The sequence below is a fragment of the Rhodopseudomonas palustris genome (genome assembly GCF_034479375.1).
GTDB lineage: Bacteria > Pseudomonadota > Alphaproteobacteria > Rhizobiales > Xanthobacteraceae > Rhodopseudomonas > Rhodopseudomonas palustris_M.
The window spans coordinates 3,675,581-3,699,034 of record NZ_CP140155.1 but is presented as its reverse complement, the minus strand read 5'-3'; the positions used below and the strand labels follow the sequence as shown (position 1 = coordinate 3,699,034).

Annotated in this window: 19 protein-coding genes; 13 read left to right on the top strand and 6 right to left on the bottom strand. The window is 67.4% G+C overall.

The window, feature by feature from the left end; all coding sequences use genetic code 11:
* Positions 1-2: 2 nt before the first annotated feature.
* On the top strand, positions 3-1,448 hold the full coding sequence (locus tag SR870_RS16705) for a PepSY domain-containing protein (protein WP_322514663.1): 1,446 nt from the start codon (positions 3-5) through the stop codon (positions 1,446-1,448).
* Positions 1,449-1,460: 12 nt separating this feature from the next.
* Here the strand turns inward: SR870_RS16705 and SR870_RS16700 are convergent, their stop codons facing one another.
* Positions 1,461-2,903 (bottom strand): TAXI family TRAP transporter solute-binding subunit, encoded by a 1,443-nt coding sequence (locus tag SR870_RS16700; RefSeq protein WP_322514662.1) that lies wholly within the window; start codon positions 2,901-2,903, stop codon positions 1,461-1,463.
* 166 nt (positions 2,904-3,069) lie between these two features.
* On the opposite strand from SR870_RS16700, the gene SR870_RS16695 reads away from it, so the two are divergent.
* Together SR870_RS16695 and SR870_RS16690 are read left to right on the top strand one after the other, a co-directional pair.
* Entirely contained in the window at positions 3,070-3,375 is a 306-nt protein-coding gene (locus tag SR870_RS16695; protein WP_322514661.1) for a 4a-hydroxytetrahydrobiopterin dehydratase, read from the top strand.
* Between the two features lie 87 nt (positions 3,376-3,462).
* Positions 3,463-3,834 (top strand): YkvA family protein, encoded by a 372-nt coding sequence (locus SR870_RS16690; protein ID WP_322514660.1) that lies wholly within the window; start codon positions 3,463-3,465, stop codon positions 3,832-3,834.
* 12 nt (positions 3,835-3,846) lie between these two features.
* Here the strand turns inward: SR870_RS16690 and SR870_RS16685 are convergent, their stop codons facing one another.
* Entirely contained in the window at positions 3,847-4,482 is a 636-nt protein-coding gene (locus SR870_RS16685) for a TetR/AcrR family transcriptional regulator (RefSeq protein WP_322514659.1), read from the bottom strand.
* A gap of 168 nt (positions 4,483-4,650) precedes the next feature.
* On the opposite strand from SR870_RS16685, the gene SR870_RS16680 reads away from it, so the two are divergent.
* On the top strand, positions 4,651-6,789 hold the full coding sequence (locus SR870_RS16680; RefSeq protein WP_322514658.1) for an NAD(P)/FAD-dependent oxidoreductase: 2,139 nt from the start codon (positions 4,651-4,653) through the stop codon (positions 6,787-6,789).
* Positions 6,790-6,906: 117 nt separating this feature from the next.
* Here the strand turns inward: SR870_RS16680 and SR870_RS16675 are convergent, their stop codons facing one another.
* Positions 6,907-7,881: an NADPH:quinone oxidoreductase family protein gene (locus tag SR870_RS16675; protein WP_322514657.1), complete on the bottom strand. Its 975-nt coding sequence runs from the start codon at positions 7,879-7,881 to the stop codon at positions 6,907-6,909.
* A gap of 297 nt (positions 7,882-8,178) precedes the next feature.
* On the opposite strand from SR870_RS16675, the gene SR870_RS16670 reads away from it, so the two are divergent.
* From SR870_RS16670 to SR870_RS16645, 6 genes are all read left to right on the top strand, one after another.
* On the top strand, positions 8,179-8,760 hold the full coding sequence (locus tag SR870_RS16670; protein WP_322518287.1) for an invasion associated locus B family protein: 582 nt from the start codon (positions 8,179-8,181) through the stop codon (positions 8,758-8,760).
* Between the two features lie 237 nt (positions 8,761-8,997).
* On the top strand, positions 8,998-10,197 hold the full coding sequence (gene rlmN / locus SR870_RS16665) for a 23S rRNA (adenine(2503)-C(2))-methyltransferase RlmN (protein ID WP_322514656.1): 1,200 nt from the start codon (positions 8,998-9,000) through the stop codon (positions 10,195-10,197).
* Between the two features lie 301 nt (positions 10,198-10,498).
* Positions 10,499-11,029: a hypothetical protein gene (locus SR870_RS16660; RefSeq protein ID WP_322514655.1), complete on the top strand. Its 531-nt coding sequence runs from the start codon at positions 10,499-10,501 to the stop codon at positions 11,027-11,029.
* 81 nt (positions 11,030-11,110) lie between these two features.
* Positions 11,111-11,899, top strand: a complete 789-nt coding sequence (locus SR870_RS16655; RefSeq protein ID WP_322514654.1) for a phosphatase PAP2 family protein — start codon at positions 11,111-11,113, stop codon at positions 11,897-11,899.
* Positions 11,900-11,996: 97 nt separating this feature from the next.
* Positions 11,997-13,334, top strand: a complete 1,338-nt coding sequence (gene argG / locus SR870_RS16650; protein ID WP_322514653.1) for an argininosuccinate synthase — start codon at positions 11,997-11,999, stop codon at positions 13,332-13,334.
* 247 nt (positions 13,335-13,581) lie between these two features.
* A complete protein-coding gene (locus SR870_RS16645) occupies positions 13,582-15,339 on the top strand; it encodes an alkaline phosphatase (RefSeq protein ID WP_322514652.1) in 1,758 nt (585 codons plus the stop codon).
* Between the two features lie 8 nt (positions 15,340-15,347).
* On the opposite strand, the gene SR870_RS16640 is transcribed toward SR870_RS16645, so the two are convergent.
* Positions 15,348-15,926: a thermonuclease family protein gene (locus SR870_RS16640; RefSeq protein WP_322514651.1), complete on the bottom strand. Its 579-nt coding sequence runs from the start codon at positions 15,924-15,926 to the stop codon at positions 15,348-15,350.
* 116 nt (positions 15,927-16,042) lie between these two features.
* The gene (locus SR870_RS16635) at positions 16,043-16,264 is read right to left on the bottom strand and encodes a DUF1674 domain-containing protein (protein WP_322514650.1); all 222 of its coding nucleotides are present in this window, start codon (positions 16,262-16,264) and stop codon (positions 16,043-16,045) included.
* Between the two features lie 166 nt (positions 16,265-16,430).
* Here SR870_RS16635 and SR870_RS16630 point away from each other — a divergent pair, with 166 nt between their 5' ends.
* The 3 genes from SR870_RS16630 to purH all read left to right on the top strand — a co-directional run bounded on the left by SR870_RS16630 (position 16,431) and on the right by purH (position 21,544).
* Complete coding sequence (locus SR870_RS16630; protein ID WP_322514649.1) at positions 16,431-17,783, top strand: RsmB/NOP family class I SAM-dependent RNA methyltransferase; 1,353 nt, start codon at positions 16,431-16,433, stop codon at positions 17,781-17,783.
* A 312-nt stretch (positions 17,784-18,095) separates the two neighbouring features.
* The gene (locus SR870_RS16625; RefSeq protein WP_322514648.1) at positions 18,096-19,850 is read left to right on the top strand and encodes a heparinase II/III family protein; all 1,755 of its coding nucleotides are present in this window, start codon (positions 18,096-18,098) and stop codon (positions 19,848-19,850) included.
* Positions 19,851-19,951: 101 nt separating this feature from the next.
* Entirely contained in the window at positions 19,952-21,544 is a 1,593-nt protein-coding gene (gene purH, locus SR870_RS16620) for a bifunctional phosphoribosylaminoimidazolecarboxamide formyltransferase/IMP cyclohydrolase (RefSeq protein ID WP_322514647.1), read from the top strand.
* Positions 21,545-21,943: 399 nt separating this feature from the next.
* Here purH and SR870_RS16615 read toward each other — a convergent pair whose 3' ends face one another.
* Positions 21,944-23,332 carry an MFS transporter gene (locus SR870_RS16615; protein WP_322514646.1) on the bottom strand — a complete coding sequence of 463 codons (1,389 nt, stop codon included), beginning with the start codon at positions 23,330-23,332 and terminating at the stop codon, positions 21,944-21,946.
* Between the last annotated feature and the right edge of the window lie 122 nt (positions 23,333-23,454).

Sequence of the window (23,454 nt, the reverse complement as noted above, 5' to 3'; positions counted from 1 at the left end):
CGATGCATCGTGTGGTGCGGCGGCTGAAGCGGTGGCTGTATCTCGGCCACCGCTGGCTCGGGATCGCGTGCTGTCTGTTGTTCGCGATCTGGTTCGTGTCCGGCGTGGTGATGATGTATGTGGCGTTCCCGGCCTTCGACGCGAAGGAGCGCTGGGCGGCGCTGCCGGATCTTGCCTTCAGCGAGGTCCGGCTCTCTCCCGATCAGGCGATGGCGGCGGCGGGGCTGCGGCGCTATCCGCGCGACTTGCGGCTGGCGATGCAGGACGGCGAGCCGGTCTACCGGCTCTCCGGCGCCAATGGGCGGCAGGCGATCTCCGCCGTCGACGGCCGCGCGCTCGGCGACATCGGCGCCGAACAGGCGGTGGCGATCGCGCGGCATCATCCCGCCGCGGTCGCGCCGGCACTGCTCGACATCGTCGATCGCGACCAATGGAGCCTGACGGCGCGGTTCGATCCGTTGCGGCCGCTGTTTCTGATCGGCCTCGGCGACGACGCCGGCACACAGCTTTACGTCTCGCAGAAGACCGGCGAGATCGTGCTCGACACCAATCGTCACGAGCGCGTCTGGAACTGGCTCGGCGCGATCCCGCACTGGATCTATCTCACCGTTCTGCGCCAGGACGCGCCGCTGTGGCGGCAGGTGGTGATGTGGACCTCTGGCGTCTGCATACTGGTCGCGATCAGTGGAATCTGGATCGGGCTGCTGCGCGCCGGGCTGCGGCGGCGCTATGCGTCGGGCCGGATCACACCGTATCGCGGCTGGATGGCGTGGCATCATCTGACCGGCCTCGTCGCCGGCATACTGGTGCTGACCTGGATGGCCTCGGGCTGGCTGTCGGTCAATCCGTTCGACCTGTTCGCGCGGCGCGGCGACAGTCGCGAGGCGCTGCAGCGCTATGCCGGTCACGACGCGCCGACGATCGCGGCCACGTTGCCGGCGCGGGATCGACCCGGCGTGGTCGAAGCGCGCTTCATCTGGGTCGGCGGCGCGCCGCTGATGTTGCTGGCGCATCGCGACGGAACGCAGAGCGTGGCCGATCCGGCGAGCGGCGCGTCGCGGACGCTGTCACAGGAGCGGATATTCAATGCGGCGACGCGGCTGCTGCCCGACGCCACGATGACGCTGCGGCAGCGGCTGGAGGAGCCCGACGCCTATTGGTACTCGCATCATCATCAGCGCGTGCTGCCGGTGTTGCGCGCCGGCTTCGACGATGACGCCGCCACCTGGTATCACCTCGATCCCGCGACCGGCGAAATTCTCGGCCGCAGCGATCACAGCCGCCGGGTCTATCGCTGGCTGTTCAACGCGCTGCACAGTTTCGACTTCCCGGTGCTGATCGCGCATCGGCCGGCGTGGGACATCGTGGTGATCGTGCTGTCGCTGGCGGGGCTGGTGATCTCGGTCAGCGGCGTCGTGATCGGCTGGCGGCGGCTGCGCCGCGCGTGATCACGCCGGCGCTCACACCACCTGCGGCCGCGCCGGGCGGATCGGCTGCGGCGGCGGCAGTGCCGCCAGCAGCATCTTGCGATCGACCACGGCGTTGTGGAACTGCTCCAGCGCGATGCTGAAGGCGGTCAACGCCGCGCTGTCGATGCCGCCATTCTCGTAGCAGTTCAGCGCGTCGCGCAGGATCGCGTCGGCTTCGGTCTGCATCGCGTCGAGTTCGTCCTGCGCGTCGCATCGCCGCGCCGCGGCCAGCATGTCGAGCAGCCGGTCGCGCTGCGAGACGTTGCTGTTGCGCTCGTCCTTGCGCAGATAGCTGGCGAACCATGCGCCGAGCGAGCCGGTCGCCGACAGGCCCATCAGCGAGAACCAGATCAGGTCGCTGTAGCGGTCGAGAAAGCTGCGCTCCTCGCCGTCCACATAGGCGGCGGCGCCGGCCTGTACCGGGATCACCGCGTCCTTGTCGGTGTCGGGCGTCTCGATCTTCGCCGCCAGCGGGTTCTCGGTCATCACGGTCTGGCGCGCCGTGAACAATTGCTGGGTGAAGCTCGCGATGGTGCTGTCGGAGACGCCGTCGCGCGCCACGATGTAGTGCGAAAAGCTGATGGTCTTGACGTCGTCGACCGGACGCGCCGGGGCGCCGCCGAAGGCGCCCGCCGGGATCGAGGCCGATTCGTAGGACGGATGGTTGGCGGCGAGCGCTTCGGACGAATCGATGCCGAGGAACACCGGCTCCCGGCCGGAACTCGCGGTCGCGGCCAGTGCCTCCCCGATCACCTTGCTGTTGAGCGGTCCTGCGGCCAGGAAAGCATCCACCTTGCGGGCACGCACCGCTTCGGCGACCTCGCCGACCGCGAGCTGCACGTTTTCGACCCTCGCCGGGTCGACGCCGTATTGCCGCAGGATCACCTCGAGCAGCCCCGCATTGGCTTCGGTGCGGCCGATGACGCCGACGCGCTTGCCGAGCAGTTGGGTGATGGTGGTGATCCCGGCGACCGCGGCCTTCTTGCGTTTGCCGGTCGCAGCTCTGCCGGGCGCCCACAGCACGGCGACGTTCTTGTGCAGCACCGCGACCGAGCGGGCGTTGCGCGGCACCGGCAGATCGCCGCGGATCACCGCGAGATCGGTGGCGTCGGATTTCAGCGCCGCGGCGCTCGCCGCCGGCCCGTCGGTGACGATCGGCCGCATCCGGACGATATTGCGCTCGCGCGCGAACACCTGCGCCAGCCCTTGAATGAGGCGCAGATCGTCGCTGGCCTGCGGGCCGACTGCGATCTTCAGCGTCGCCGGCCGCATCGCGAAATAATAGGCAGCGCTGATGGTGCCGACCAGCGCCAGAATGGCGGCCAGCGAAATCAGCGTCGTTCTCCGCCGCACCGGGCGCGGAGACGCATGCAGCAACGGGTCCACCGGTTCGGGCTCGTCCATCGACCGGGCAAACAGTCGCTTGAAATCCATCCCGGTCACAGCCCCATCATAGCAGTTCCATCGCCGTGCGAGACTTTCCGTTTTGCTGCTCCGCCCGTTATGGTGAAGCGGCGCAGACGAACATCTGGCCCGCCCTTTGTGGCCGAGTTCGGCGCGGAACGGGTCCACCCGATAAACTTGACGTGAGGAGAGCGGCATGGTCGAGCGGCTGACGGGCAAGGAGCGGCAGCAGGCGCTGCAGGGCTTACCAGGCTGGAGCGAGGTCGAGGGCCGCGATGCGATCGCGCGCAGCTTCGTGTTCGAGGATTTCAACGAGGCGTTCGGCTTCATGACTCGCGCCGCTCTGGTCGCCGAGAAGGCCGACCATCACCCGGAATGGCGCAACGTCTACAAGACCGTGGAGGTGGTGCTGACCACCCACGACGCCGGCGGCGTGACGGTACGCGACATCGAACTGGCGACGGCGATGAATGCGATCGCGGCGCAATTCGGTGTCGCGTGAGTTTCCGCCCAGGTTGCGGCGGGACGTCCTGATCACCAGATGGAAGGGCAAGGACGACTGCATTTCCGCACGCGCGGAGGGGACGCGATGACCACCGAACACAGCGTTGGCTTCGAGCCGGCCGACAAGCTCGCGCAGGATCCCGAGAGCGTGCGCCGCAGGTTCTGGCACAAGATCAAGCGGGTCGCGGCGCATCTGCCGTTCGCCGAAGACATCCTCGCCGCCTATTACTGCGCGTTCGACCGCCAGACGCCGCGGCATGTCCAGGTCGCGCTGCTCGGCGCTATCGCCTATTTCGTGCTGCCGTTCGACTTCATGCCGGACATCCTGCCGATCCTCGGATTCACCGACGACGCCGCGATCCTCGCCACCGCGCTGCGCATGGTCGCGAGCAACATCACCCCCGCCCACCGCGAAGCGGCCCGCAACGCGATGCAGCGCGGACTGGACGAGGCTTAGTCGCGATCTGCCCTAACTGTCCGAATTGTCCGGCTGCATCATCCGCTCCATCGCCCGCGTCGCCAGTGCGGCGCGCTGGGCGATCGCCTCGGCGTCGAGCGGCGGCTCGGTGCCGAGCAGCGTCTGCAACTGCGCGAAGCCGATCAGCACCGAGAAATAAACGCTGAGCAGCGTCGCGATGTCCGCGCGCCGGATGATGCCGCGCGCCGCGGCCTGATCGAAGAATCGCGTGGCCGCCCGCATCACCGGCTGCCGGCCGTTGGCGTCGAGCTCGCGCGCCACCAGCGCGCCGCCGCGTCCGGCTTCGGCGATCGCCAGGCGATACATCGCGGTGCGCTCGGGATGCAGCAATTCGCCGAGAAACCCGCGGCCGAACTGCTCCAGCACGGCGAGGAACTGGGCGCGGTTCTGCGGCGCCGGTAGCTCCGGCGACGGCTGCAGCTTCTGGCTGCCGTAGCGCACCAGCGCGGTCAGGATGTCCTGCTTGCTGGCGAAGAATGCGTACAGCGTCCGCTTCGAGGTTTTCGCCCGGCGGACGATCTCGGCGGTGGTCGCAGCGTCGAAGCCCTTTTCGACGAAGACGTCGAACGCCGCCTGCAGGATCGCCCCGCGGCGCGGATCGTCGCTTATTTTCGATCGCTCATTCATCGGGTTAGGTATGTTTGTCGCAGGCTGCTGGTTGCCGGTACCAATCGGTACCAGATGTGATATGAATTCGGTACCCGATGGTACCGAAAGCGTTGGCGGCGTCAATGTTGCGGCCGCTCAATGGCTCCGGCGTAGCCACGGGCGATGATTCCGACCCCGGAGGCCGCGATGAAGACGTTCCTGACCGTGAAACTGGTGCTGGTGCCGTTCGCGTTGTTCTGGGCGCTGCTGGCGATGCACCACGTCGACTGGGCGATCGGCGCGGGGCTCGCGCTATCGCTCGCCGGCAACGCCTGGCGCGCGTGGCGCCGCGAACTGTTCATGCTCGAAGTCGGCGGGCTGGTGCTGTTTCTCGGCCTCGGCGGGTTGCTGCTCGTGGCGCCCGAGTTTGCGGCGGCGAGCGCGCTGTGGCTGTCGTTCGCGGGACTTTCCGCGATCAGCGTGGCGAGCCTCTTGGCGCGGCGGCCGTGGACCGCGGACTACGCCCGCGCCGCCTATCCGGACAATGCCGCCACGCCGCAGTTCTTCGTCATCAACGCCGCGATCACCGCGCTGTGGGCGGTGCTGTTCGCCGCGATCGCCGCCTGCCGCTTTATCGGCGCACCGAGCGAAGTGATCACCGCGATCGTCACGGTCGGCGCGCTGATCTCGATCTTCGGGCCGAAGCTCGCGATCCGCGTCGTTCTGCAGCGGCTGGCCGCTTCGGGCGAAACCTATCGCTGGCCGGCGCCGTCCTTCGCGGGCGACACCGAGGCGGATTGCGACGTTGCGGTGATCGGCGCCGGCATCGGAGGGCTGACCGCCGCGGCCCTGCTCGCCGATGCGGGGCTGAAGGTGAAGGTGTTCGATCAGCACGTCGTCGCCGGCGGTTACTGCCATACGTATCTGCGCAAGGCGCATCATCTCAACAGGCCGGTGCTGTACCGCTTCGACGCCGGGCCACACGATTTCTCCGGCGTGCAGCCGGGTGGCCCGTTCAACACGCTGATGCGGCGGCTCGGCGTCGCCGACCGAATCGCGTGGGAGCGGGTGACGCAGAGCTTCCACACCGCGGCCGGCGCAATCGATGTGCCGCCGGACTGGCGCGACTACGTCCGCGTGCTCGGCGAGCGGTTTCCGGACAGCGCCGCCGGGATCAAGTCGCTGTTCGAGGAGACCAAGGCGATCTTCGACGACATGTTCTCGACGGCGGCGAGCCGCGGCGGCGTTCCCGGACCGCCGGCGACGATCGACGAATTACTGGCGTTTCCGCGCGCGCATCCGCACGCCTACAAATGGATGAACCGGCCGTTCGCCGAACTGGTCGCCGCACATGTCAGCGATCCCGCTGTGGTCGAGGTCATAGACGGGCTGGCGGGCTATATCGGCGACGGCAGCGAGCCGCCGAGCTGCGCCCGGATGGTGCCGATCTTCGGCTACTACTTCCACGGCGGCTATTATCCGCGCGGCGGTTCCGGCGTCGTCGCCGATGCGCTGGTCGAGGCGATCACGGCGCGTGGCGGTGAAATCCGGCTGAAGACCGCGGTGAAGCAGATCATCGTCGAGAACGGCAGTGCAGCCGGCGTGGTGCTCGCCACAGGCGAGACGGTGCGCGCCCGTGCGGTGGTGTCGAATGCCGACTTCAAACGCACGCTGCTCGAACTGGTGCCCGCGGCGGCACTGCCGCGCGGCGTTCGCGATGATCTCGCCGCGGCGGCGCCGGCGAATTCCTGCTTCAGCGTGCATCTCGGGGTCGATTTCATCCCCGACCTCGGCCCATCGACGCATCTGCACGCGCCGATGCAGCTCGGCATCGCGATGATGTCGAAATGCGATTCCACCGCCGCGCCGCCGGGACATTCGATCCTGTCGCTGATCGCGCTGGTGCCGCACGACGAGGCGCGGAGCTGGTTTCCGTCAGCAGGCGGCGGCAACGACTGGAAGGAGTGGCGGCGCTCTGCCGATTACTTGCGGCGCAAGGACGAATTCGGCGATCGCATGATCGCCGCCGCCGAGACCGCGATCCCGGGTCTGTCGCAGCACATCGTCTATCGCACCGACGCCAGCCCGGTGACCTACGCCCGCTACGACTGGGCGAGCTTCGGCTCGATCTACGGGATGTCGACCGCGGGACAGCTCAAGGGCTCGAAGACCCCGCTGCGCCATCTGGTGATCGCCGGCGGCGGCAATATCGGCGCCGGGGTCGAAGCGGTGGTCATCTCCGGAGCCAATGCCGCCGAAGCGCTGGTGCCGGGGTTGCTGGCTAGCGCGCAACCGGTCGCAAGCGAGCCCGCCGCGGCTACGAGGCCGGAGTTGACGCCAGCGTAACGCGATCACGCGTAGGGTGGGTTAGGCGCTCTTGCGCCGTAACCCACCATCTTCGCGCGGCGACGTGAATCGGTGGGTTACGCGCTGCGCGCTAACCCACCCTACGATTCAGCATTCTCAGGGATGCAGGATCACCTTGCCCATCGCCTGGCGGCCGCCGAGCACGTTGAGCGCGTCGGCGGTCTGCGCCAGCGGGAAGGTGCGGTCGACATGCGAGGAGATCTTGCCCTCGGCGGCCCACTGCACCAGCTTTTCCAGATTGGCGCGGTGCTTGGCCGGGTTGATCCTGGTCCAGGCGCCCCAGAACACGCCGCGGATGTCGCAGCCCTTCAGCAGCGCGAGGTTGAGCGGCATTTTCGGAATGTCGCCGGCGGCGAAGCCGATCACCAGGAAACGGCCTTCCCACGCGATCGAGCGCAGCGCGGCTTCGGCATAGCTGCCGCCGACCGGATCGAAGATGATGTCGACGCCCTTGCCGCCGGTCAGCTTCTTCAGGCCTTCTTTCAGATCTTCCTTGGCGTAGTTCAGCGTCAGCTCGGCGCCGTGCTGCTTGGCGAATTCCAGCTTCTCGTCGGACGAGGCGCAGGCGATCACCTTCAGGCCCATCAGCTTGCCGAGTTCGCAGGCGGCGAGGCCGGTGCCGCCGGCGGCGCCGAGCACGGCCAGCGTCTCGCCCGGCTTCGGGCTGGCGCGATCGTCCAGCGCATGCAGTGCGGTGCCGTAGATGATGATGATGCCGGCGGCGCGATCGTAGTCGAGATTATCCGGGATCTTGATGATCGCCGAGGCCGGAAGCGCGATCTTCTCGCGCGCGCCATTGTGGCCGCAGGAGGCCACCACGCGGTCGCCGACCTTCAGATCGGTGACGCCGTCGCCGACGCTCTCGATCACGCCGGCGACTTCGGCGCCGGGCGAAAACGGGAATGGCGGCTTGATCTGGTACTTGCCCTGAATCATCAGGATGTCGAAGAAGTTCAGCGCCGCCGCCTTGATCGCGATCACCGCTTCGCCGGGGCCGGCGACCGGATCGGGGATCTCGGTGAGAACGAGATCGTCGGGACCGCAATATTGCTGGCAGAGTATCGCCTTCATGAATCCACCCGGGTACGAGGTTTCTGGTTGTCGGGCGTTCTTGCCGGATTTGGTCGCGCCGGACAATCGGTTTCGGTCCGCGCCGAACGCAATGCCGCTGTCGCCGGGCGCACGGCGGCGATCCGCGGACTGTACGGCAGATACCTGCGGTGACGGGTGAAAGCGCCCGAAGCGTTGTTCGACGCCTTTCCAGAATCGGCCATCCCGGCTATTCCGGGTCCCGTGTTCAGGCGACCCCGCAAGCCATTTTGCAGTCACAATGATGAGGGACCAGACTTGCCCATGACTGACTTGTGCATGAGTGCGAGGCGAATTCTGATTGCCGCCGTTGCGGGGGCGATGGTGTGGAGCGCGGGCAGCGCCGCGCAGGCGCGTCCGGCGTCGAAAGGCGCGCCCGCCAAGCCGGAGCCGGCCAATGTGGCGGGGGGGCCCGAGCCGACGTTGATCGGCCAGTTCGGCAGCTGGGGCGCCTATATGGCGACGCCGAACGGCAAGCGGGTCTGTTTCGTGCTCGCCAAGCCGTCGTCGTCCAAGACCAACCCGCCGAACCGGCCGCGCGATCCGGCCTATGCTTTCATTTCGACCCGGCCGGCCGAAAAGGTGGTCAACGAGGTGTCGGTGATGATCGGCTATCCGCTGAAGCCCGGTTCGGAATCCACCATGGAAGTCGGCGGGGCGTCGTTCGCGATGTACACTCAGGGCGATGGCCTCTGGATCAAGAACGCAGCCGAGGAAGACCGTCTGGTCGAGGCGCTGCGCAAGGGGCCGGAGGTCACCGTCAAGGGCGTTTCCGCCAAGGGAACCGCGACCACCGACACGTTTTCGCTGAAGGGCCTGGCGCAGGCGCTCGACAAGGTGGCGCAGAACTGCGGCGGCTGAGCAGGGCGGCTGCCCCGATTCGTGGCTTTGCAGAACTGCCGAAAAAGCCTATCTGAAAGCTGGGTTTCGGGCCTGTGCGATTTGGTTCGGCCCTCGTGGTGAGGAGCCCGCCTCCGGCGGGCGTCTCGAACCATGATGTGCCCTGCCGTTTCATCCTTCGAGACGCGGCCTGGCGGCCGCTCCTCAGGATGAGGCTCGTTTTGCCGCGATTGCCTTTGTCGCCTGAACCGGACCGCCATGACCATCGCCGTATCCGCCGCCCCGCTCGAAAAAGTTCCGTTGGAGACCTACGTCCCGCCGGCTAAGCCGTCGCTGATTGGGCTGTCGCGCGCCGAACTGGCCGAAAAGCTGGGCGCGATCGGCGTGGCGTCGGGCCAGCGCAAGATGCGGGCGCAGCAGCTGTGGCACTGGATGTATGTCCGCGGCGCCCGCGATTTCGCCGAAATGACCAACGTCTCCAAGGAGATGCGGGCGCAGCTCGGCGACCATTTCACGGTCGACCGGCCCGAAGTGGTGGCCGAGCAGATTTCCAATGACGGCACCCGCAAATGGCTGCTGCGGCTGCCGAGCGGCGACGACGTGCAGAAGGCGCACGAGGTCGAGTGCGTCTACATTCCGGAGACCGACCGCGGCACGTTGTGCGTATCCAGCCAGGTCGGCTGCACGCTGAACTGCTCGTTCTGCCACACCGGCACCCAGCGGCTGGTGCGCAACCTCACCGCCGGCGAGATCGTCGGCCAGGTGATGGTGGCGCGGGATCGGCTGGGCGACTGGATCGATCGCGAGACCCCGAACGGCAACCGCCTCGTCACCAACGTGGTGATGATGGGCATGGGCGAGCCGTTGTACAATTTCGAAGCGGTGCGCGACGCGCTCTTGATCGTCACCGACAATGAAGGCATCGGCATTTCGCGGCGGCGGGTGACGCTGTCGACCTCCGGCGTGGTGCCGAACATCGCCCGCACCGGCGACGAGATCGGTGTGATGCTGGCGATTTCGCTGCACGCGGTGCGCGACGAATTGCGCGACGAGCTTGTGCCGCTGAACCGCAAATATCCGCTGAAAGAGCTGCTGCAGGCCTGCCGCGACTATCCCGGCGCCTCGAATGCGCGCCGCATCACCTTCGAATATGTGATGCTGAAGGGCGTCAACGATTCGCTCGACGATGCGCGCCGGCTGGTGCAGTTGCTGAAGGGCATTCCGGCCAAGATCAATCTGATCCCGTTCAACCCCTGGCCCGGCTCGAAATACGAGTGCTCGGACTGGGACCAGATCGAGAAGTTCTCGGAGTATGTCTTCAACGCCGGCTATTCGTCGCCGGTGCGCACGCCGCGCGGCCGCGACATTCTGGCCGCCTGCGGCCAGCTCAAATCCGAAACCGAGAAGCTGTCGGTCCGCGAGCGTGATGCGCTCCGCGCCATGGCGATGACGGATTAATGGGCGTTGCTACACATACCGACGTCACACGCGGGCTTGACCCGCCTTCGGGGCCGAAGCCCCTTCGGCGCGGCGAAGGCCCGCGTGTCCATCTTCTTCGAAGAGGATGGATTGCCGGGTCAAGCCCGGCAATGACGGTGCGGAAGAAAGCGGGCGTCACCCCAACCGCCGTCATGGCCGGGCTTGTCCCGGCCATCCACGTCTTCGCCGTGAGCCGGGCCGCCGTATCGTGGATGCCCGGGACGAGCCCGGGCATGACGAAGGAGAGGTGGTCGCGGCAAGCCGACGTCGAGGCCGTGCCATGTCGCTGATCGGCCGGCTGTTCGCGATCGCCTTCGGCTTCCTGTTCGCCAGCCTTGCGGCGGGGCTGGTGGTGGTCGGGACGATGCTGTTTCCCGAACTGAGCGACCTCGCCGGCGGCCCGCTCGATCCGGACGCGATGAATATCGTGCTCGGCTTCGGCTTCATCTTCGTGTCGGGCTTCGCGCTGCTGCCGGCGCTGATCATCGTGCTGGTGACCGAAGCGTTTTCGATCCGCAGCGCGCTGGTCTATGCGATCGGCGGCGGCCTGGTCGGCGTCGGCTGCTATCTCGGGCTGGTGCCGTTCGACCCGGGCACGCTGCAGTTCGACGGCATCGTCCGGCGGCATCTCGAAATCATGACCGGCGCCGGCATCATCGGCGGGCTGGTGTACTGGCTGATCGCCGGCCGCAATGCCGGCCTGTGGCGCGACCCGCCGCGGCTGCGGACGGCGCGACCCGGGCCTCCGCCGGTGCCGCAAGCGCCGTCACCGGCTCCGCAGACCCCGCCGCCGTCGCAGCCTTCGCCCTGAGACGCCGGGCCGCAGCCGGAGCCCTCGCGAGCACCGGCGGCCCGTCTTTCCATCCCCCGACGCCTCGGTTAAACCCCCGCCATGAACCGTACGGGACTTCACATCGCGCTGGCGCTGTTCGCTGCGATCGGATTGGTGTTCGGGCTTTTCCCCGGGCTGGATCTTTGGCTGTCCGGGCTGTTCTACGATCCTGCGACCAAGACCTTCCCGATGCGCGCGGATCAGGAGCTGGAATTCGTGCGCAATCTGGCGATGTGGATCGCCTGGGCGATCGCCGCGCCGTCGATCTTCGCGCTGGTGTTCAAGATGGTGCGCCCGGACCGGCCGCTGGTGATGCCCGGCCGCACCGTCGCGTTCCTGCTGATCTCGATCACGCTGTCGGCCGGCATCCTCACCAACCTGACCTTCAAGACCCATTGGGGCCGGCCGCGCCCGGTCGCGGTCGCCGAATTCAACGGCCCGTGGCAGTTCAAGGCGTGGTGGGACCCGCGCGGCGCCTGCCCGAAGAACTGCTCGTTCTTCTCCGGTGAGGGCGCCACGGCGTATTGGACCTTCGCGCCGGCGGCGCTGACGCCGCCCTCGGTGCGGCCCTACGCCTATGCGGCCGCCTTCGTGTTCGGCACCGTGACCAGCGGGCTGCGGATCGCGTTCGGCGGGCATTTCTTCACCGACGTTGCGATCGCGGGCCTCGTCACATTCCTGGTGATCTGGCTGCTCTACGCCCTGATCTACCGCTGGGCCTGGAGCCGGACCACCGACGCCGGCGTCGATGCTGCGCTGACCCGGGCGTTCTGGCCGCTGTACCGGTGGCGGCAGAAGCGCCGCGGCCGCGACGTCGGGCCTGCGCCGACGCCCGCGCCTGCGGTGTGAGCGACATTCACCGATCCCGTCACGATGAAAACGCGTGCCCGTCGGCACGAAGTTTGATATTCGCGCCGCAAGCCGCCCCAGCCGATTGGAAGTCCCAATGAGTACGATCCTGAAAAACCTGCCCAAAGGTGAAAACGTCGGCATCGCGTTTTCGGGCGGGCTCGATACCAGCGCCGCGCTGCTGTGGATGAAGCAGAAAGGCGCCCGCGTGTTCGCCTATACGGCGAACCTGGGACAGCCTGACGAGGCCGACTACGACGAGATCCCGCGTAAAGCGATGGAGTTCGGCGCCGAGAAGGCTCGCCTCGTCGATTGCCGGTCGCAACTGGTGCACGAGGGCATCGCCGCGATCCAGGCCGGCGCCTTCCACGTCTCGACCGGCGGCATCGCTTATTTCAACACCACGCCGCTCGGCCGCGCCGTCACCGGCACCATGCTGGTGTCGGCCATGAAGGAAGACGGCGTCAACATCTGGGGCGACGGCTCGACCTACAAGGGCAACGATATCGAGCGGTTCTATCGCTACGGGCTGCTGACCAATCCGGACCTGCGGATCTACAAGCCCTGGCTCGATCAGCAGTTCATCGACGAACTCGGCGGCCGCGCCGAAATGTCGGCGTTCATGACCGCCGCCGGCTTCGCCTACAAGATGAGTTCGGAGAAGGCGTATTCGACCGACAGCAATCTGCTCGGCGCCACCCACGAGGCCAAGGATCTCGAACACCTCGACTCGGGCATCAAGATCGTCAATCCGATCATGGGCGTGCCGTTCTGGCGCGACGACTGCGCCGTCAAGGCCGAGACCGTCTCGGTGCGGTTCGAGGAGGGCCAGCCGGTCGCGCTGAACGGCAAGAGCTTCGCCGATCCGGTCGCGCTGTTCCTGGAGGCCAATGCGATCGGCGGCCGGCACGGGCTCGGCATGAGCGACCAGATCGAGAACCGCATCATCGAGGCCAAGAGCCGCGGCATCTACGAGGCGCCCGGCATGGCGCTGCTGCACATCGCCTATGAGCGCCTCGTCACCGGCATCCACAACGAAGACACCATCGAGCAGTACCGCATCAACGGCATGCGGCTCGGCCGCCTGCTGTATCAGGGCCGCTGGTTCGACTCGCAGGCCCTGATGCTGCGCGAGACCGCGCAGCGCTGGGTGGCGCGCGCCATCACGGGCGAAGTGACGCTCGAACTGCGCCGCGGCAACGACTACTCGATCCTGAACACCGAAAGCCCCAATCTGACCTATGCGCCGGAGCGGCTGAGCATGGAGAAGGTCGAGGACGCGCCGTTCACGCCGGGCGATCGCATCGGCCAACTGACGATGCGCAACCTCGACATCGCCGACACCCGCGCCAAGCTGAACATCTTCGCCAAGGCAGGCCTGCTGTCGGCCGGCGAGGGCTCGCACATCCCGAAGCTCGAGAACGACAAGGGCTGAGCAACGTCATTCCGGGGCGCACGCAGCGAAGCTGCGGGCGAACCCGGAATCCCGAAGTTCAGGGCACCTCGCGGTCGGACGCAGAACAGTTCGAGATTCCGGGTTCGCGCTACGCGCGCCCCGGAATGACGCAAGTGGTCAATCGTAGTGATCAGGCGCGCGCCCCGGAATGACGGCCGCTTCCACACTGTCATCGAACCGTCATTTGCCGCTCATACGGTCCGCGCTCCGATTTGGAGCCGTTCCCATGATGCGTTTCGCCGCGACCTTTTTTGCCTTGTTGGTGTCGACTTCGGCCACCTCGGCGCAGACGATCTATCCGATCGACCGTGCCGAAATTCTCGCCGGCGCGAAGTTCGATCTCAAGGTCGAATTCGCCGGCGAAGTCACCGCCGACAACGCGACGCTGACCGTCAACGGCACGGATGCCGCAGCGGTGTTCGGCAAGGCTCCGGAACTGATCGCGCGCGAGGACGGCAAGCCTCAATCGGCGCTGCTGCTGCGCGACGTCGCGCTCGACAAACCCGGCGCCTACACGATCGAGGCCGGCGACGGCGCCAGCCGCCGCAGCGTGAGCTGGACGGTTTACGGCACCGGGCCGCGCAAGGCCAAAAACGTCATCCTGTTCATCGGCGACGGGCTATCGCCGGCGCATCGCGTCGCGGCGCGGCTGCTGTCGAAGGGGATCAAGGAAGGCCGCGCCGGCGGCAAGCTGGCGATCGACGACATGCCGCAGATGGCGCTGGTGTCGACCGCCGGCAGCGATTCGATCATCACCGATTCGGCCAATGCCGCCAGCGCCTACGCCACCGGCCACAAGGCCGCGGTCAACGCGATGGGCGTCTATGCGGACCGCACCGCGAGCCCGCTCGACGATCCCAAAGTGGAGACGCTGGCGTCGCTGGCGAAGCGGCGGCTGGGGCTGTCGATCGGCATCGTCACCAACACCGAGGTCGAAGACGCCACGCCCGCGGCGGTGATCGCCCATACCCGCCGTCGCGCCGCCTATGACGACATCGTCGCGCAGTTCTTCGCCGCCAGACCCGACGTGCTGATGGGCGGCGGCGCCGCGTATTTCCTGCCGAAGAGCGCGCAGGGCAAGCGCAAGGACGATCTCGACTACCTGTTGAAATTCCGCGACGCCGGCTACACGATTGCTACCAGCGCCACCGAGCTCGCGGCGGCCGGCAAGGCGAACCCAAGCAAGCTGCTCGGCCTGTTCGCGCCCGGCAATATGGACGGCGTGCTCGATCGCCGTTTTCTCAAGGGCGGCGGTGTCGCGAAGAATCCGGATCAGCCCGATCTCACCGAGCAGGTCGCGGTCGCGCTCGACGTTTTGTCGAAGAACGAGGCCGGCTTCTTCCTGATGGTCGAGTCCGGCATGATCGACAAATACGCCCACGCGCTCGACATGGAGCGCGCGGTCTACGACACCATCATGCTCGACAATGCGGTGCGGCAAACCCGTGACTGGGCCAAGGCACGCGGCGACGACACGCTGATCCTGGTGGTCGCCGATCACAATCATCCCAACGCGCTGGTCGGAACCGTGCGCGACGATCTCGCCGAGGGCGAGGACATGCCGCTGCGCGAGCGCATCGGCGTGTATCAGAGGGCCGGCTTTCCGAACTATCCGGCGCCCGACAAGGACGGCTATCCGGATCGCGTCGACGTCAGTCGAAGGCTCGCGATCTTCTCCGCCAGCCTGCCCGATCACTACGAGACGCTGCGGCCGAAGCTCGACGGCCCGAACCAGCCCACCGAGGCCGGCGACAGGCCCGGCACCTTCAAGGCCAACGAGAAATACAAGGCCGTGCCCGGCGCGCTGCTGCGGCTCGGCAATCTGCCGGCGATGATGAATGCCAGCGTGCATTCCGGCGAGGACGTGATCCTGACCGCCGCAGGGCCGGGCAGCGACCGGGTTCGCGGTTCGATGGAGAACACAGATGTGTTTCGGGTGATGGCCGAGGCGCTGGGCTTGTCGTCCGCAGCCTCAGCGAAATAGCGACGGCGTCACCGCCCGCCGCACCAGCCCTCGCGACGCCCGCTGCCGTAAGCCCGGGCGTAGCCGGCTTCGAGCAGCGCGGCGGAGACATTGGGCGTGCGCTTGGTGGCGACGTCGGCGACGACGCGGCCCTTATATTTGTCGGGGCCGATATTGTAGATCGCCACCTCGCCCTGCCGCAGCATGTCGCGCAGCGCGTCGGCCGCGGCCTCGGCCAGCCTCAGCTCCTGCGCGCATTGCGCCTTGAGTTCAGGCGCGTCGATGCCGCGCAGCCGGACGCGGGTCGCGAGGTCCGTTCCCGGCCACAGATGCACCCGCGCCTCGAACGTGTCGCCGTCGATCGTGTACAACACGTCGACCGGGTGCCGTACGCTAGGATTTCCGGCGCGCCGCCACACCGTCTCGCTGTCGTTCCTGATCGCCTGCGAATCGGTCGTCGACCACGGCCACTGCACCCAGTGCCGCGCCGGCAGCATCGTCCCCGCCGCGACGCCGAGCACGAACACCCACGGCCAGATCGACCTCAGCCGCCCCCGCCAGGGCAGTCGCGCGATCCGTGCCGGGTTCGTTCTCAATCGTGGGGACATATTCCTACGATAGTGCGAGTCGGCTTGCCCGGCAAGTCACGATCGACAGATCAGGAGCTGCTATCGAAGGGTTGGGCGGTAGCGCCCAGGTGCGGTGCCGGCTGAATTCGCCCGGCTCAGAAATCCGACGCGATGCCTTTGACTTCCCAGTCGCCGTAGCGGGTCGGTTCGGGGCCTTTCGGACCCTGATACTCCTTTGCACGCGCCGCGGTGTGTTGTGCGGCTTCGACGCGTCGCGCTTCGGCTTCGGCCAGCGCACGCTTCGCCGCTTCGGGAAGTTCCCTGCGCGGCGTTCCGGCCGGCGCCGCCGTCCCGGTCTGCAGATCGGATTTCGTCATCGGCCTTCGCCTTTCTTGCCCCGCGGTTCAATCGTTTGGTCTATGCCGTCACAACGCGGCGGCGTCGCGACGATTCTTAGAATCGGCATATTCGCCTGCCATCCATCGCCGAAATCGCGCCGCCTCGCGCGCGGCGTCATCCCCTCCAATGTGATACTCTCAATTCATGCCTGCTCCAAGATTCGCACAGCCGTCGGAGGTGCCCGGATTGGCAGCGCGCCGGATCGCCGCCGACATCCTCGACGGCGTCCTGCAGAAGCGCCGGATGCTCGACGACCAGCTCGAAGGCCCCGCCGCGCATCCCGGACTCAAGACGTTGCCGGATCGCGACCGCGCGCTGATGCGCCGGCTGGTGGCGACGATTCTGCGCCGACTCGGCACGCTCGAACATCTGCTGGCGCGGATGCTCGATCGCGGGGTGCCGACCGACGCGCCGCGCGCCAAGAGCGCGCTGCTGATCGGCGCCGCGCAGATTCTCTGGATGGACGTGCCGGATCATGCCGCCGTCGATCTGTCGGTGCGGCTGGTACAATCCGACCGTCGTGCTGCGAAATATGCCGGCCTCGTCAACGCGGTGCTGCGGCGCTGCGCGCGCGAAGGCCACCCTTTGATCGACGACGTCGCCGGCCAGGCGCTCGACGTGCCGGCGTGGCTGATGGCGCGGTGGCGCGCCCATTACGGCGACGACGCCGCCAAGGCGATCGCGCTCGCGATCAGCCACGAGCCGTCGCTCGATATCACGGTGAAATCAGATTCGGAGCATTGGGCCGGGCGGCTGTATGGCGAAATGCTGCCGACCGGCACGGTGCGGACGCTGTTGCAGGGCTCGGTGAAGATGCTGCCGGGCTTCGAAGACGGGCAATGGTGGGTGCAGGACGCCGCCGCCGCCTTGCCGGCGCGGCTGTTCGGCGATCTCGCCGGCAAATCGGTGGCCGACCTCTGCGCTGCGCCCGGCGGCAAGACCGCCCAATTGGCGCAGGCCGGCGCGCGGGTCAGCGCGATCGACCGCTCGCCTGCGCGGGTCGCGCGGTTGCGGGAAAATCTGACGCGGCTGTCGCTCGAGGCGGAGACCAGCGTCGCCGACGCCACCGAATGGCGCAGCGATGCGCCCGGCAGTTTCGACGGCGTGCTGGTCGACGCGCCCTGCGCCTCGACCGGCACCATCCGCCGCCATCCCGACGTCGCCTGGCTGAAGCAGGAGAGCGACATCGGCGCGCTGTCGGCGGTGCAGGGCCGGCTGCTGCACAAGGCGGTCGCGCTGCTCAAGCCCGGCGGCACCTTGGTCTATTGCACCTGTTCGCTGGAGCCCGAGGAGGGTGAGCAGGTGGTCGGCGCGCTGCTGGAGGCCGAGCCCGGGATGCGGCGGGTCCCGGTGGACCCCGCCGAGGTCGCCGGCCTGGCCGAGATCGTGACCGCCGAGGGCGATCTGCGGACGCTGCCGTCGCATCTGCCCCATGCCGATCCGAGGCTCGCGGGGTTCGACGGCTTTTACGCCGCGCGTCTGACGAAGTCCCTGTAACCACTTCGAAATTCTGCGCCGGCGCGCTTCGTCGGGCGCGCCGCAAAGGCGCCCGTCCACACCCCGCCCAACGGCAGGGTGTGTGCTGGCCAATTCCAGACTAAAAGGATTTGAAACGAATTTTCGTTAATCCGAGGTTGCTTTGGTTCACAACACCCTTCCGCCTCCGCCGCGCAGATGCCCGCAGAGCCGTTTCAGACAAAGCTGCTTTGGACCGCGAAGGTCTCGGACGTCTTGCTGAATCTGAAATTCGCAGCCCGACGGCCGCAGCCGGCCGTCGATGCGCTGTATGAACCCGGGGCATTAGCGCGCGTGTCACCCGCCCACCGCAGACGGATATCGAGCCTGATCGTGGGCCGCTTCGCGCGGAACATGGTGGCGCGCGCATCCGGCGGATCGGCGGCGCTGTCCCGGCTGTGGCCAGGCCGCACCGACCGGCTGATCATCGCCCCGCACGATCTGCGCACCGCCGACGCCACCCGGGCCGCCGAAATCTATGCCGGCCGCTTCGTGTTCGCCGGCAAGATCGTCACCTGTCACGGCCGCTCGATCTTCGATCTGGAGCCGCCGTCGGACGATTGGGAAGCCGCTTTGTTCGGCTTCGGCTGGCTGCGCCACCTGCGCGCCGCCGACACCGCGATCACCCGCGCCAACGCCCGCTCGCTGGTCGACGACTGGCTCGGCAACATGGCGCGCAACCGCACCGTCGGCCGCCGCCCGGACGTGATGGCGCGGCGGGTGATTTCGCTGCTGTCGCAGGCGCCGCTGGTGCTCGGCGACACCGACGGCAAATTCTATCGCCGCTATCTGCGCGGCCTGACCCGCGAGATCCGCGCGCTGCGCTACGCGCTGCTCGACGTGCCGGACGGCGTCGCGCGGCTGCAGGTGATGATCGCGCTGTGCTACGCCGCGCTCTGCCTCGCCAATCAGGCGCGCAACATCCGCGCCGCGACCAAGCGGCTGTCCGACGAATTGCAGCGCCAGATCCTGCCGGACGGCGGGCACTTCTCGCGCAATCCCGGTGCGCTGATCGAACTCCTGATCGACCTCTTGCCGCTGCGCCAGACCTTCGCGGCGCGCAATATCGCGCCGCCGCCGGCGCTGCTGAACGCGATCGACCGGATGATGCCGATGCTGCGGTTCTTCCGTCACGGCGACGGCAACATCGCGCTGTTCAACGGCATGAGCGGCACGCCGTCGGATCTGCTGGCGACGCTGCTCGCCTATGACGACAGCCACGGCATTCCGATGCCGAGCATGCCGCATTCCGGCTATCAGCGGATCGACGCAGGTTCGACGCTGGTGATCGTCGACGCCGGCCTGCCGCCGCCGCCGAATGTCAGCCAGGACGCCCATGCCGGCTGCCTGTCGTTCGAGCTGTCGTCGGGGCAATGCCGGATCGTCACCAATTGCGGGATGCCGGGCACCAATCGCGAGAGCTGGCGCGGCTTCGCGCGCTCGACCGCGGCGCATTCCACCGTCACCTGCCACGACACCTCGTCCTGCGCCTTCGTCGAGCGCTCGGCGATGAAGCGCCTGCTGCAGGGTGCGCCGATCGTCAGCGGCCCGACGCGGGTCGACAATCGCCGCGAAGCGGTCGCCAATGGCGTGCTGCTGACCACGTCGCACGACGGCTATCGCGACAAGTTCGGGGTGATCCATCAGCGCGTCATCATGGTGAAGCACGACGGCTCCAGGGTCGACGGCGAGGATACGCTCTCGCCGGCGCAGGGCGGCCGCCATCGCGCCGGGCAGGCCGACTACGCGGTGCGCTTCCATCTGCACCCGTCGATCAAGGCGAGCCGGCTCGGCGACGCGCATGGCGTGATGCTGGTGCTGCCCAATCGCGAGGTCTGGACCTTCGAGGCGCTCGACGACAAGGTCGATCTCGAAGACAGCGTCTTCCTCGCCGGCAATGACGGGCCGCGCCGCACCACCCAGATCGTGATCCGGCAGAATTCGATCGAGGCGCCGAACATCCGCTGGAGCTTCATCCGCTCCAACACGTCGCCGCAGCAGACTTCCGCCCGCCGCGCCGCCCGCCGCGAGCCGGAATTGCCGCTGTAGCGCCGAATGCCGCAGGCGGGCCCCAGACCCGCCGTTTTGGCCGGTTTCATCGCACGGAAAACCATGCTAGGCGGGCGTTCTCCCGCCAAAGGACACATTCCATGACCGATCTTCCGCGCCGCGTGACCCGCGCTCTATTGTCCGTTTCCGACAAGTCGGGGCTGATCGATTTCGCCCGCGCGCTGGCCGGCCACGGCGTCGAACTGGTTTCGACCGGCGGCACCGCCAAGGCGATCGCGGCGGCCGGGCTGCCGGTCAAGGACGTCTCCGAGATCACCGGCTTTCCCGAAATGATGGACGGCCGCGTCAAGACGCTGCACCCGAAGGTGCATGGCGGCCTGCTGGCGGTCCGCGATAATGACGAGCACAAGCAGGCGATGGCCGCGCACGGCATCGCCCAGATCGATCTCCTGGTGGTCAATCTGTATCCGTTCGAGGCAACCGTCGACAAAGGCGGCTCCTACGAGGACTGCATCGAGAACATCGACATCGGCGGCCCGGCGATGATCCGCGCCGCGGCGAAGAACCACGACGACGTCGCGGTGATCGTCGAATCCTCCGACTATCAGACGGTGCTCGACGAACTCGCGGCGAACGACGGCGCCACCTCGCACGGCTTGCGCAAGCGCCTCGCCGCCAAGGCCTATGCCCGTACCGCAACCTATGACGCCGCGATCTCCAACTGGTTCGCGCAGCAATTGAAGACCGACGCGCCGGATTTCCGCGCCGTCGGCGGCCGGCTGATCCAGAGCCTGCGCTACGGCGAGAACCCGCATCAGAATGCGGCGTTCTACGCCACGCCGGAGAAGCGCCCGGGCGTCGCCACCGCGCGGCAGGTGCAGGGCAAGGAACTGTCCTACAACAACATCAACGACACCGACGCCGCCTATGAATGCGTCGGCGAATTCGACGCCAAGCGCACCGCGGCCTGCGTCATCGTCAAGCACGCCAATCCCTGCGGCGTCGCCGAAGGCTCGAGCCTGCTCGACGCCTATCGCAAGGCGCTGGCCTGCGATTCGACGTCGGCTTTCGGCGGCATCGTCGCGCTGAACCGCACGCTCGACGCCGAAGCCGCGCGCGCGATCGTCGAGATCTTCACCGAAGTGATCATCGCGCCCGAGGCGACCGAGGAAGCGATCGCGATCGTCGCGGCGAAGAAGAATCTGCGGCTGCTGCTGGCCGGCAGCCTGCCGAATCCGCGCGCCGCCGGCCTGACCTACAAGAGCGTATCCGGCGGGCTGCTGGTGCAGTCGCGTGACAATGCCGTGGTCGACGACATGGCGCTGAAGGCGGTGACCAAACGGCAGCCGACCGAGGCCGAGCTGCGCGACCTGAAATTCGCATTTCGCGTCGCCAAGCACGTCAAGTCCAACACCATCATCTACGCCAAGGATCTCGCCACCGTCGGCATCGGCGCCGGCCAGATGAGCCGTGTCGATTCCGCCCGCATCGCCGCGCGAAAAGCGCTGGATGCCGCCGCCGAGCTGAAGCTGGCCGCGCCGATGACCAAGGGGTCGGTGGTGGCCTCGGACGCGTTCTTCCCGTTCGCCGACGGCATGCTGGCCTGCATCGAAGCCGGCGCCACCGCGGTGATCCAGCCCGGCGGCTCGGTGCGCGACGACGAAGTGATCAAGGCCGCCGACGAAGCCGGCATCGCCATGGTGTTCACCGGGACCAGGCATTTCCGGCACTGAGCTTGACCCTCTCCCCTCGTGGGAGAGGGTGGCTTCGCGCAGCGAAGCCGGGTGAGGGGCGTCTCCGCGAGGCCGAGCCTCAGTGCCTCGCGTCACCCCTCATCCGACGCGGACTGCGTCCGCGCCACCTTCTCCCGCAAGGGGAGAAGGGAAGAGGGCCCTGCATCACCACGACCCGGCAATCCATCTTCTTGCGAAGAGCGATGGATGCGCGGGTCAAGCCCGCGCATGACGCTGTGGAGGGCGCACGCGCTCCACACACTCATCGTCATCGCCCGCGAAAGCGGGCGACCCAGTATGCCAGGGCGGTTGCGCTGAATATCAGCGGCGCACCGCCGTACTGGATCACCCGCATGCGCGGGTGATGACGATTGTTGTGGGGAGAGGCGGTACGCTGAACTAATTCCGCACCCTCGTCAGCAGCGCCAGGCCGCCGACGAAGAACAGCACCAGCACCGCCATGCCGGCCTTCTGGCTGGCGGTGATGGCGGTGACGGTGGCGATCAGCAAGGGGCCGATGAACGACGTGACTTTGCCGGTCAGCGCGAACAGGCCGAAATATTGCGCGATGCGGTCGCGCGGGGCGATCCGGATCAGCAGCGTGCGCGATGCCGCCTGCAACGGCCCGCCGGCGATCCCGATCAGGCAGCCGAGCAGCAGATAAGCACGCTCGGCGGGTGCGGCGAACAGCGCGGCGCCGGGTTGCGGCGGCGTCACCTCGACGAACAGGATGTGCGACGGGTCGATCAGCAGGATGCCGCAGATCGCGATCAGCAGCAGCACGATGGATCCGGCGATCACGCGTTTCGATCCGAGCGCGTCGTCGAGCCGGCCGCCGATGAAGGCGCCGAAGGTCGCGGCGATCGCGAGAATCACGCCGAAGCTGCCGATCTGGATGGTGCCCCAGCCGAACGTGCCGGTGGCGTAGATGCCGCCGAACGCGAACAGCGAGACCAGGCCGTCGGTGTAGATCATGTTGGCGAGCAGGAAGGAGGCGAGCGAGCGCCGCTGCGGCAGGTCGCGCAGCGTCTCACCCAATTCGCGCAGGCCCTCGCGCACCGCCGCCTTCACCGACAGCTTGGCGGGAAAATCCGGCGTCAGCAGAAACATCGGCAGCACGAACACCATGAACCACAGCCCGGTGAGCGGGCCGGTGATGCGGTCGCCCTCGTGGCTCGCCGCGTCGAGCCCGAACAGCGGCGTGACGCCGATCAGGGTCTTGCCGGTCTGCGGATTGGCGGCGAGGAAGCCGAGCACGAGAATCAGCGAGAGAATGCCGCCGATATAGCCGGTGGCCCAGCCGGTGCCGGAGAGCCGTCCGATCTTCTCCGGCGGCACCAGATTCGGCATCATCGCATTGTTGAACACGGTGGCGAATTCGACCCCGATGGTCGCGATCGCGTAGGCGATCAGCAGCGGCAGGATCACGTCGGCATCGCCCGGCCGTCCGAACCACATCAGTGACGAACCAATCACCAGCATCGCGCCGAACACCGCGATCCACGGCTTGCGCCGGCCGCTCGCATCGGCGACCGCGCCGAGGATCGGCGAGGCCAGAGCGATCAACAGCCCACTCGCCGCCGTCGCGAAGCCCCACAGCGATTGCCCGGTGGCCGGGTCGGGCGCGACGTAGGTGGCGAAATAGGGCGCGAAGATGAAGGTGGTGATCAGCGTGAAATAGGGCTGCGCCGCCCAGTCGAACAGGATCCAGCCGCCGACCGCGGCGCGCGACGGATAGGTCCGCGGCACAGTGTCCCGCGAGAGGTGCGAGCCGATCGATGACGTCATGTTGTGTTCCCTGACCCGGCCGGGATTTGGCGGTCGCGCCGAAACCACTATAGGATTCCGGCATGCAGGACAGCACAACACTTGCCCCGCCACTTACTCCGCCGGAACCCCCGCTCCGCACG

What these genes read in the sequence shown, in the direction of transcription:
- SR870_RS16705 (WP_322514663.1), top strand. Translation starts at nt 3, where the DNA reads ATGCATCGTGTGGTGCGGCGGCTGAAGCGGTGGCTGTATCTCGGCCAC.
- SR870_RS16700 (WP_322514662.1), bottom strand. Translation starts at nt 2,903, where the DNA reads ATGGATTTCAAGCGACTGTTTGCCCGGTCGATGGACGAGCCCGAACCG.
- SR870_RS16695 (WP_322514661.1), top strand. Translation starts at nt 3,070, where the DNA reads ATGGTCGAGCGGCTGACGGGCAAGGAGCGGCAGCAGGCGCTGCAGGGC.
- SR870_RS16690 (WP_322514660.1), top strand. Translation starts at nt 3,463, where the DNA reads ATGACCACCGAACACAGCGTTGGCTTCGAGCCGGCCGACAAGCTCGCG.
- SR870_RS16685 (WP_322514659.1), bottom strand. Translation starts at nt 4,482, where the DNA reads ATGAATGAGCGATCGAAAATAAGCGACGATCCGCGCCGCGGGGCGATC.
- SR870_RS16680 (WP_322514658.1), top strand. Translation starts at nt 4,651, where the DNA reads ATGAAGACGTTCCTGACCGTGAAACTGGTGCTGGTGCCGTTCGCGTTG.
- SR870_RS16675 (WP_322514657.1), bottom strand. Translation starts at nt 7,881, where the DNA reads ATGAAGGCGATACTCTGCCAGCAATATTGCGGTCCCGACGATCTCGTT.
- SR870_RS16670 (WP_322518287.1), top strand. Translation starts at nt 8,179, where the DNA reads ATGAGTGCGAGGCGAATTCTGATTGCCGCCGTTGCGGGGGCGATGGTG.
- rlmN (WP_322514656.1), top strand. Translation starts at nt 8,998, where the DNA reads ATGACCATCGCCGTATCCGCCGCCCCGCTCGAAAAAGTTCCGTTGGAG.
- SR870_RS16660 (WP_322514655.1), top strand. Translation starts at nt 10,499, where the DNA reads ATGTCGCTGATCGGCCGGCTGTTCGCGATCGCCTTCGGCTTCCTGTTC.
- SR870_RS16655 (WP_322514654.1), top strand. Translation starts at nt 11,111, where the DNA reads ATGAACCGTACGGGACTTCACATCGCGCTGGCGCTGTTCGCTGCGATC.
- argG (WP_322514653.1), top strand. Translation starts at nt 11,997, where the DNA reads ATGAGTACGATCCTGAAAAACCTGCCCAAAGGTGAAAACGTCGGCATC.
- SR870_RS16645 (WP_322514652.1), top strand. Translation starts at nt 13,582, where the DNA reads ATGATGCGTTTCGCCGCGACCTTTTTTGCCTTGTTGGTGTCGACTTCG.
- SR870_RS16640 (WP_322514651.1), bottom strand. Translation starts at nt 15,926, where the DNA reads ATGTCCCCACGATTGAGAACGAACCCGGCACGGATCGCGCGACTGCCC.
- SR870_RS16635 (WP_322514650.1), bottom strand. Translation starts at nt 16,264, where the DNA reads ATGACGAAATCCGATCTGCAGACCGGGACGGCGGCGCCGGCCGGAACG.
- SR870_RS16630 (WP_322514649.1), top strand. Translation starts at nt 16,431, where the DNA reads ATGCCTGCTCCAAGATTCGCACAGCCGTCGGAGGTGCCCGGATTGGCA.
- purH (WP_322514647.1), top strand. Translation starts at nt 19,952, where the DNA reads ATGACCGATCTTCCGCGCCGCGTGACCCGCGCTCTATTGTCCGTTTCC.
- SR870_RS16615 (WP_322514646.1), bottom strand. Translation starts at nt 23,332, where the DNA reads ATGACGTCATCGATCGGCTCGCACCTCTCGCGGGACACTGTGCCGCGG.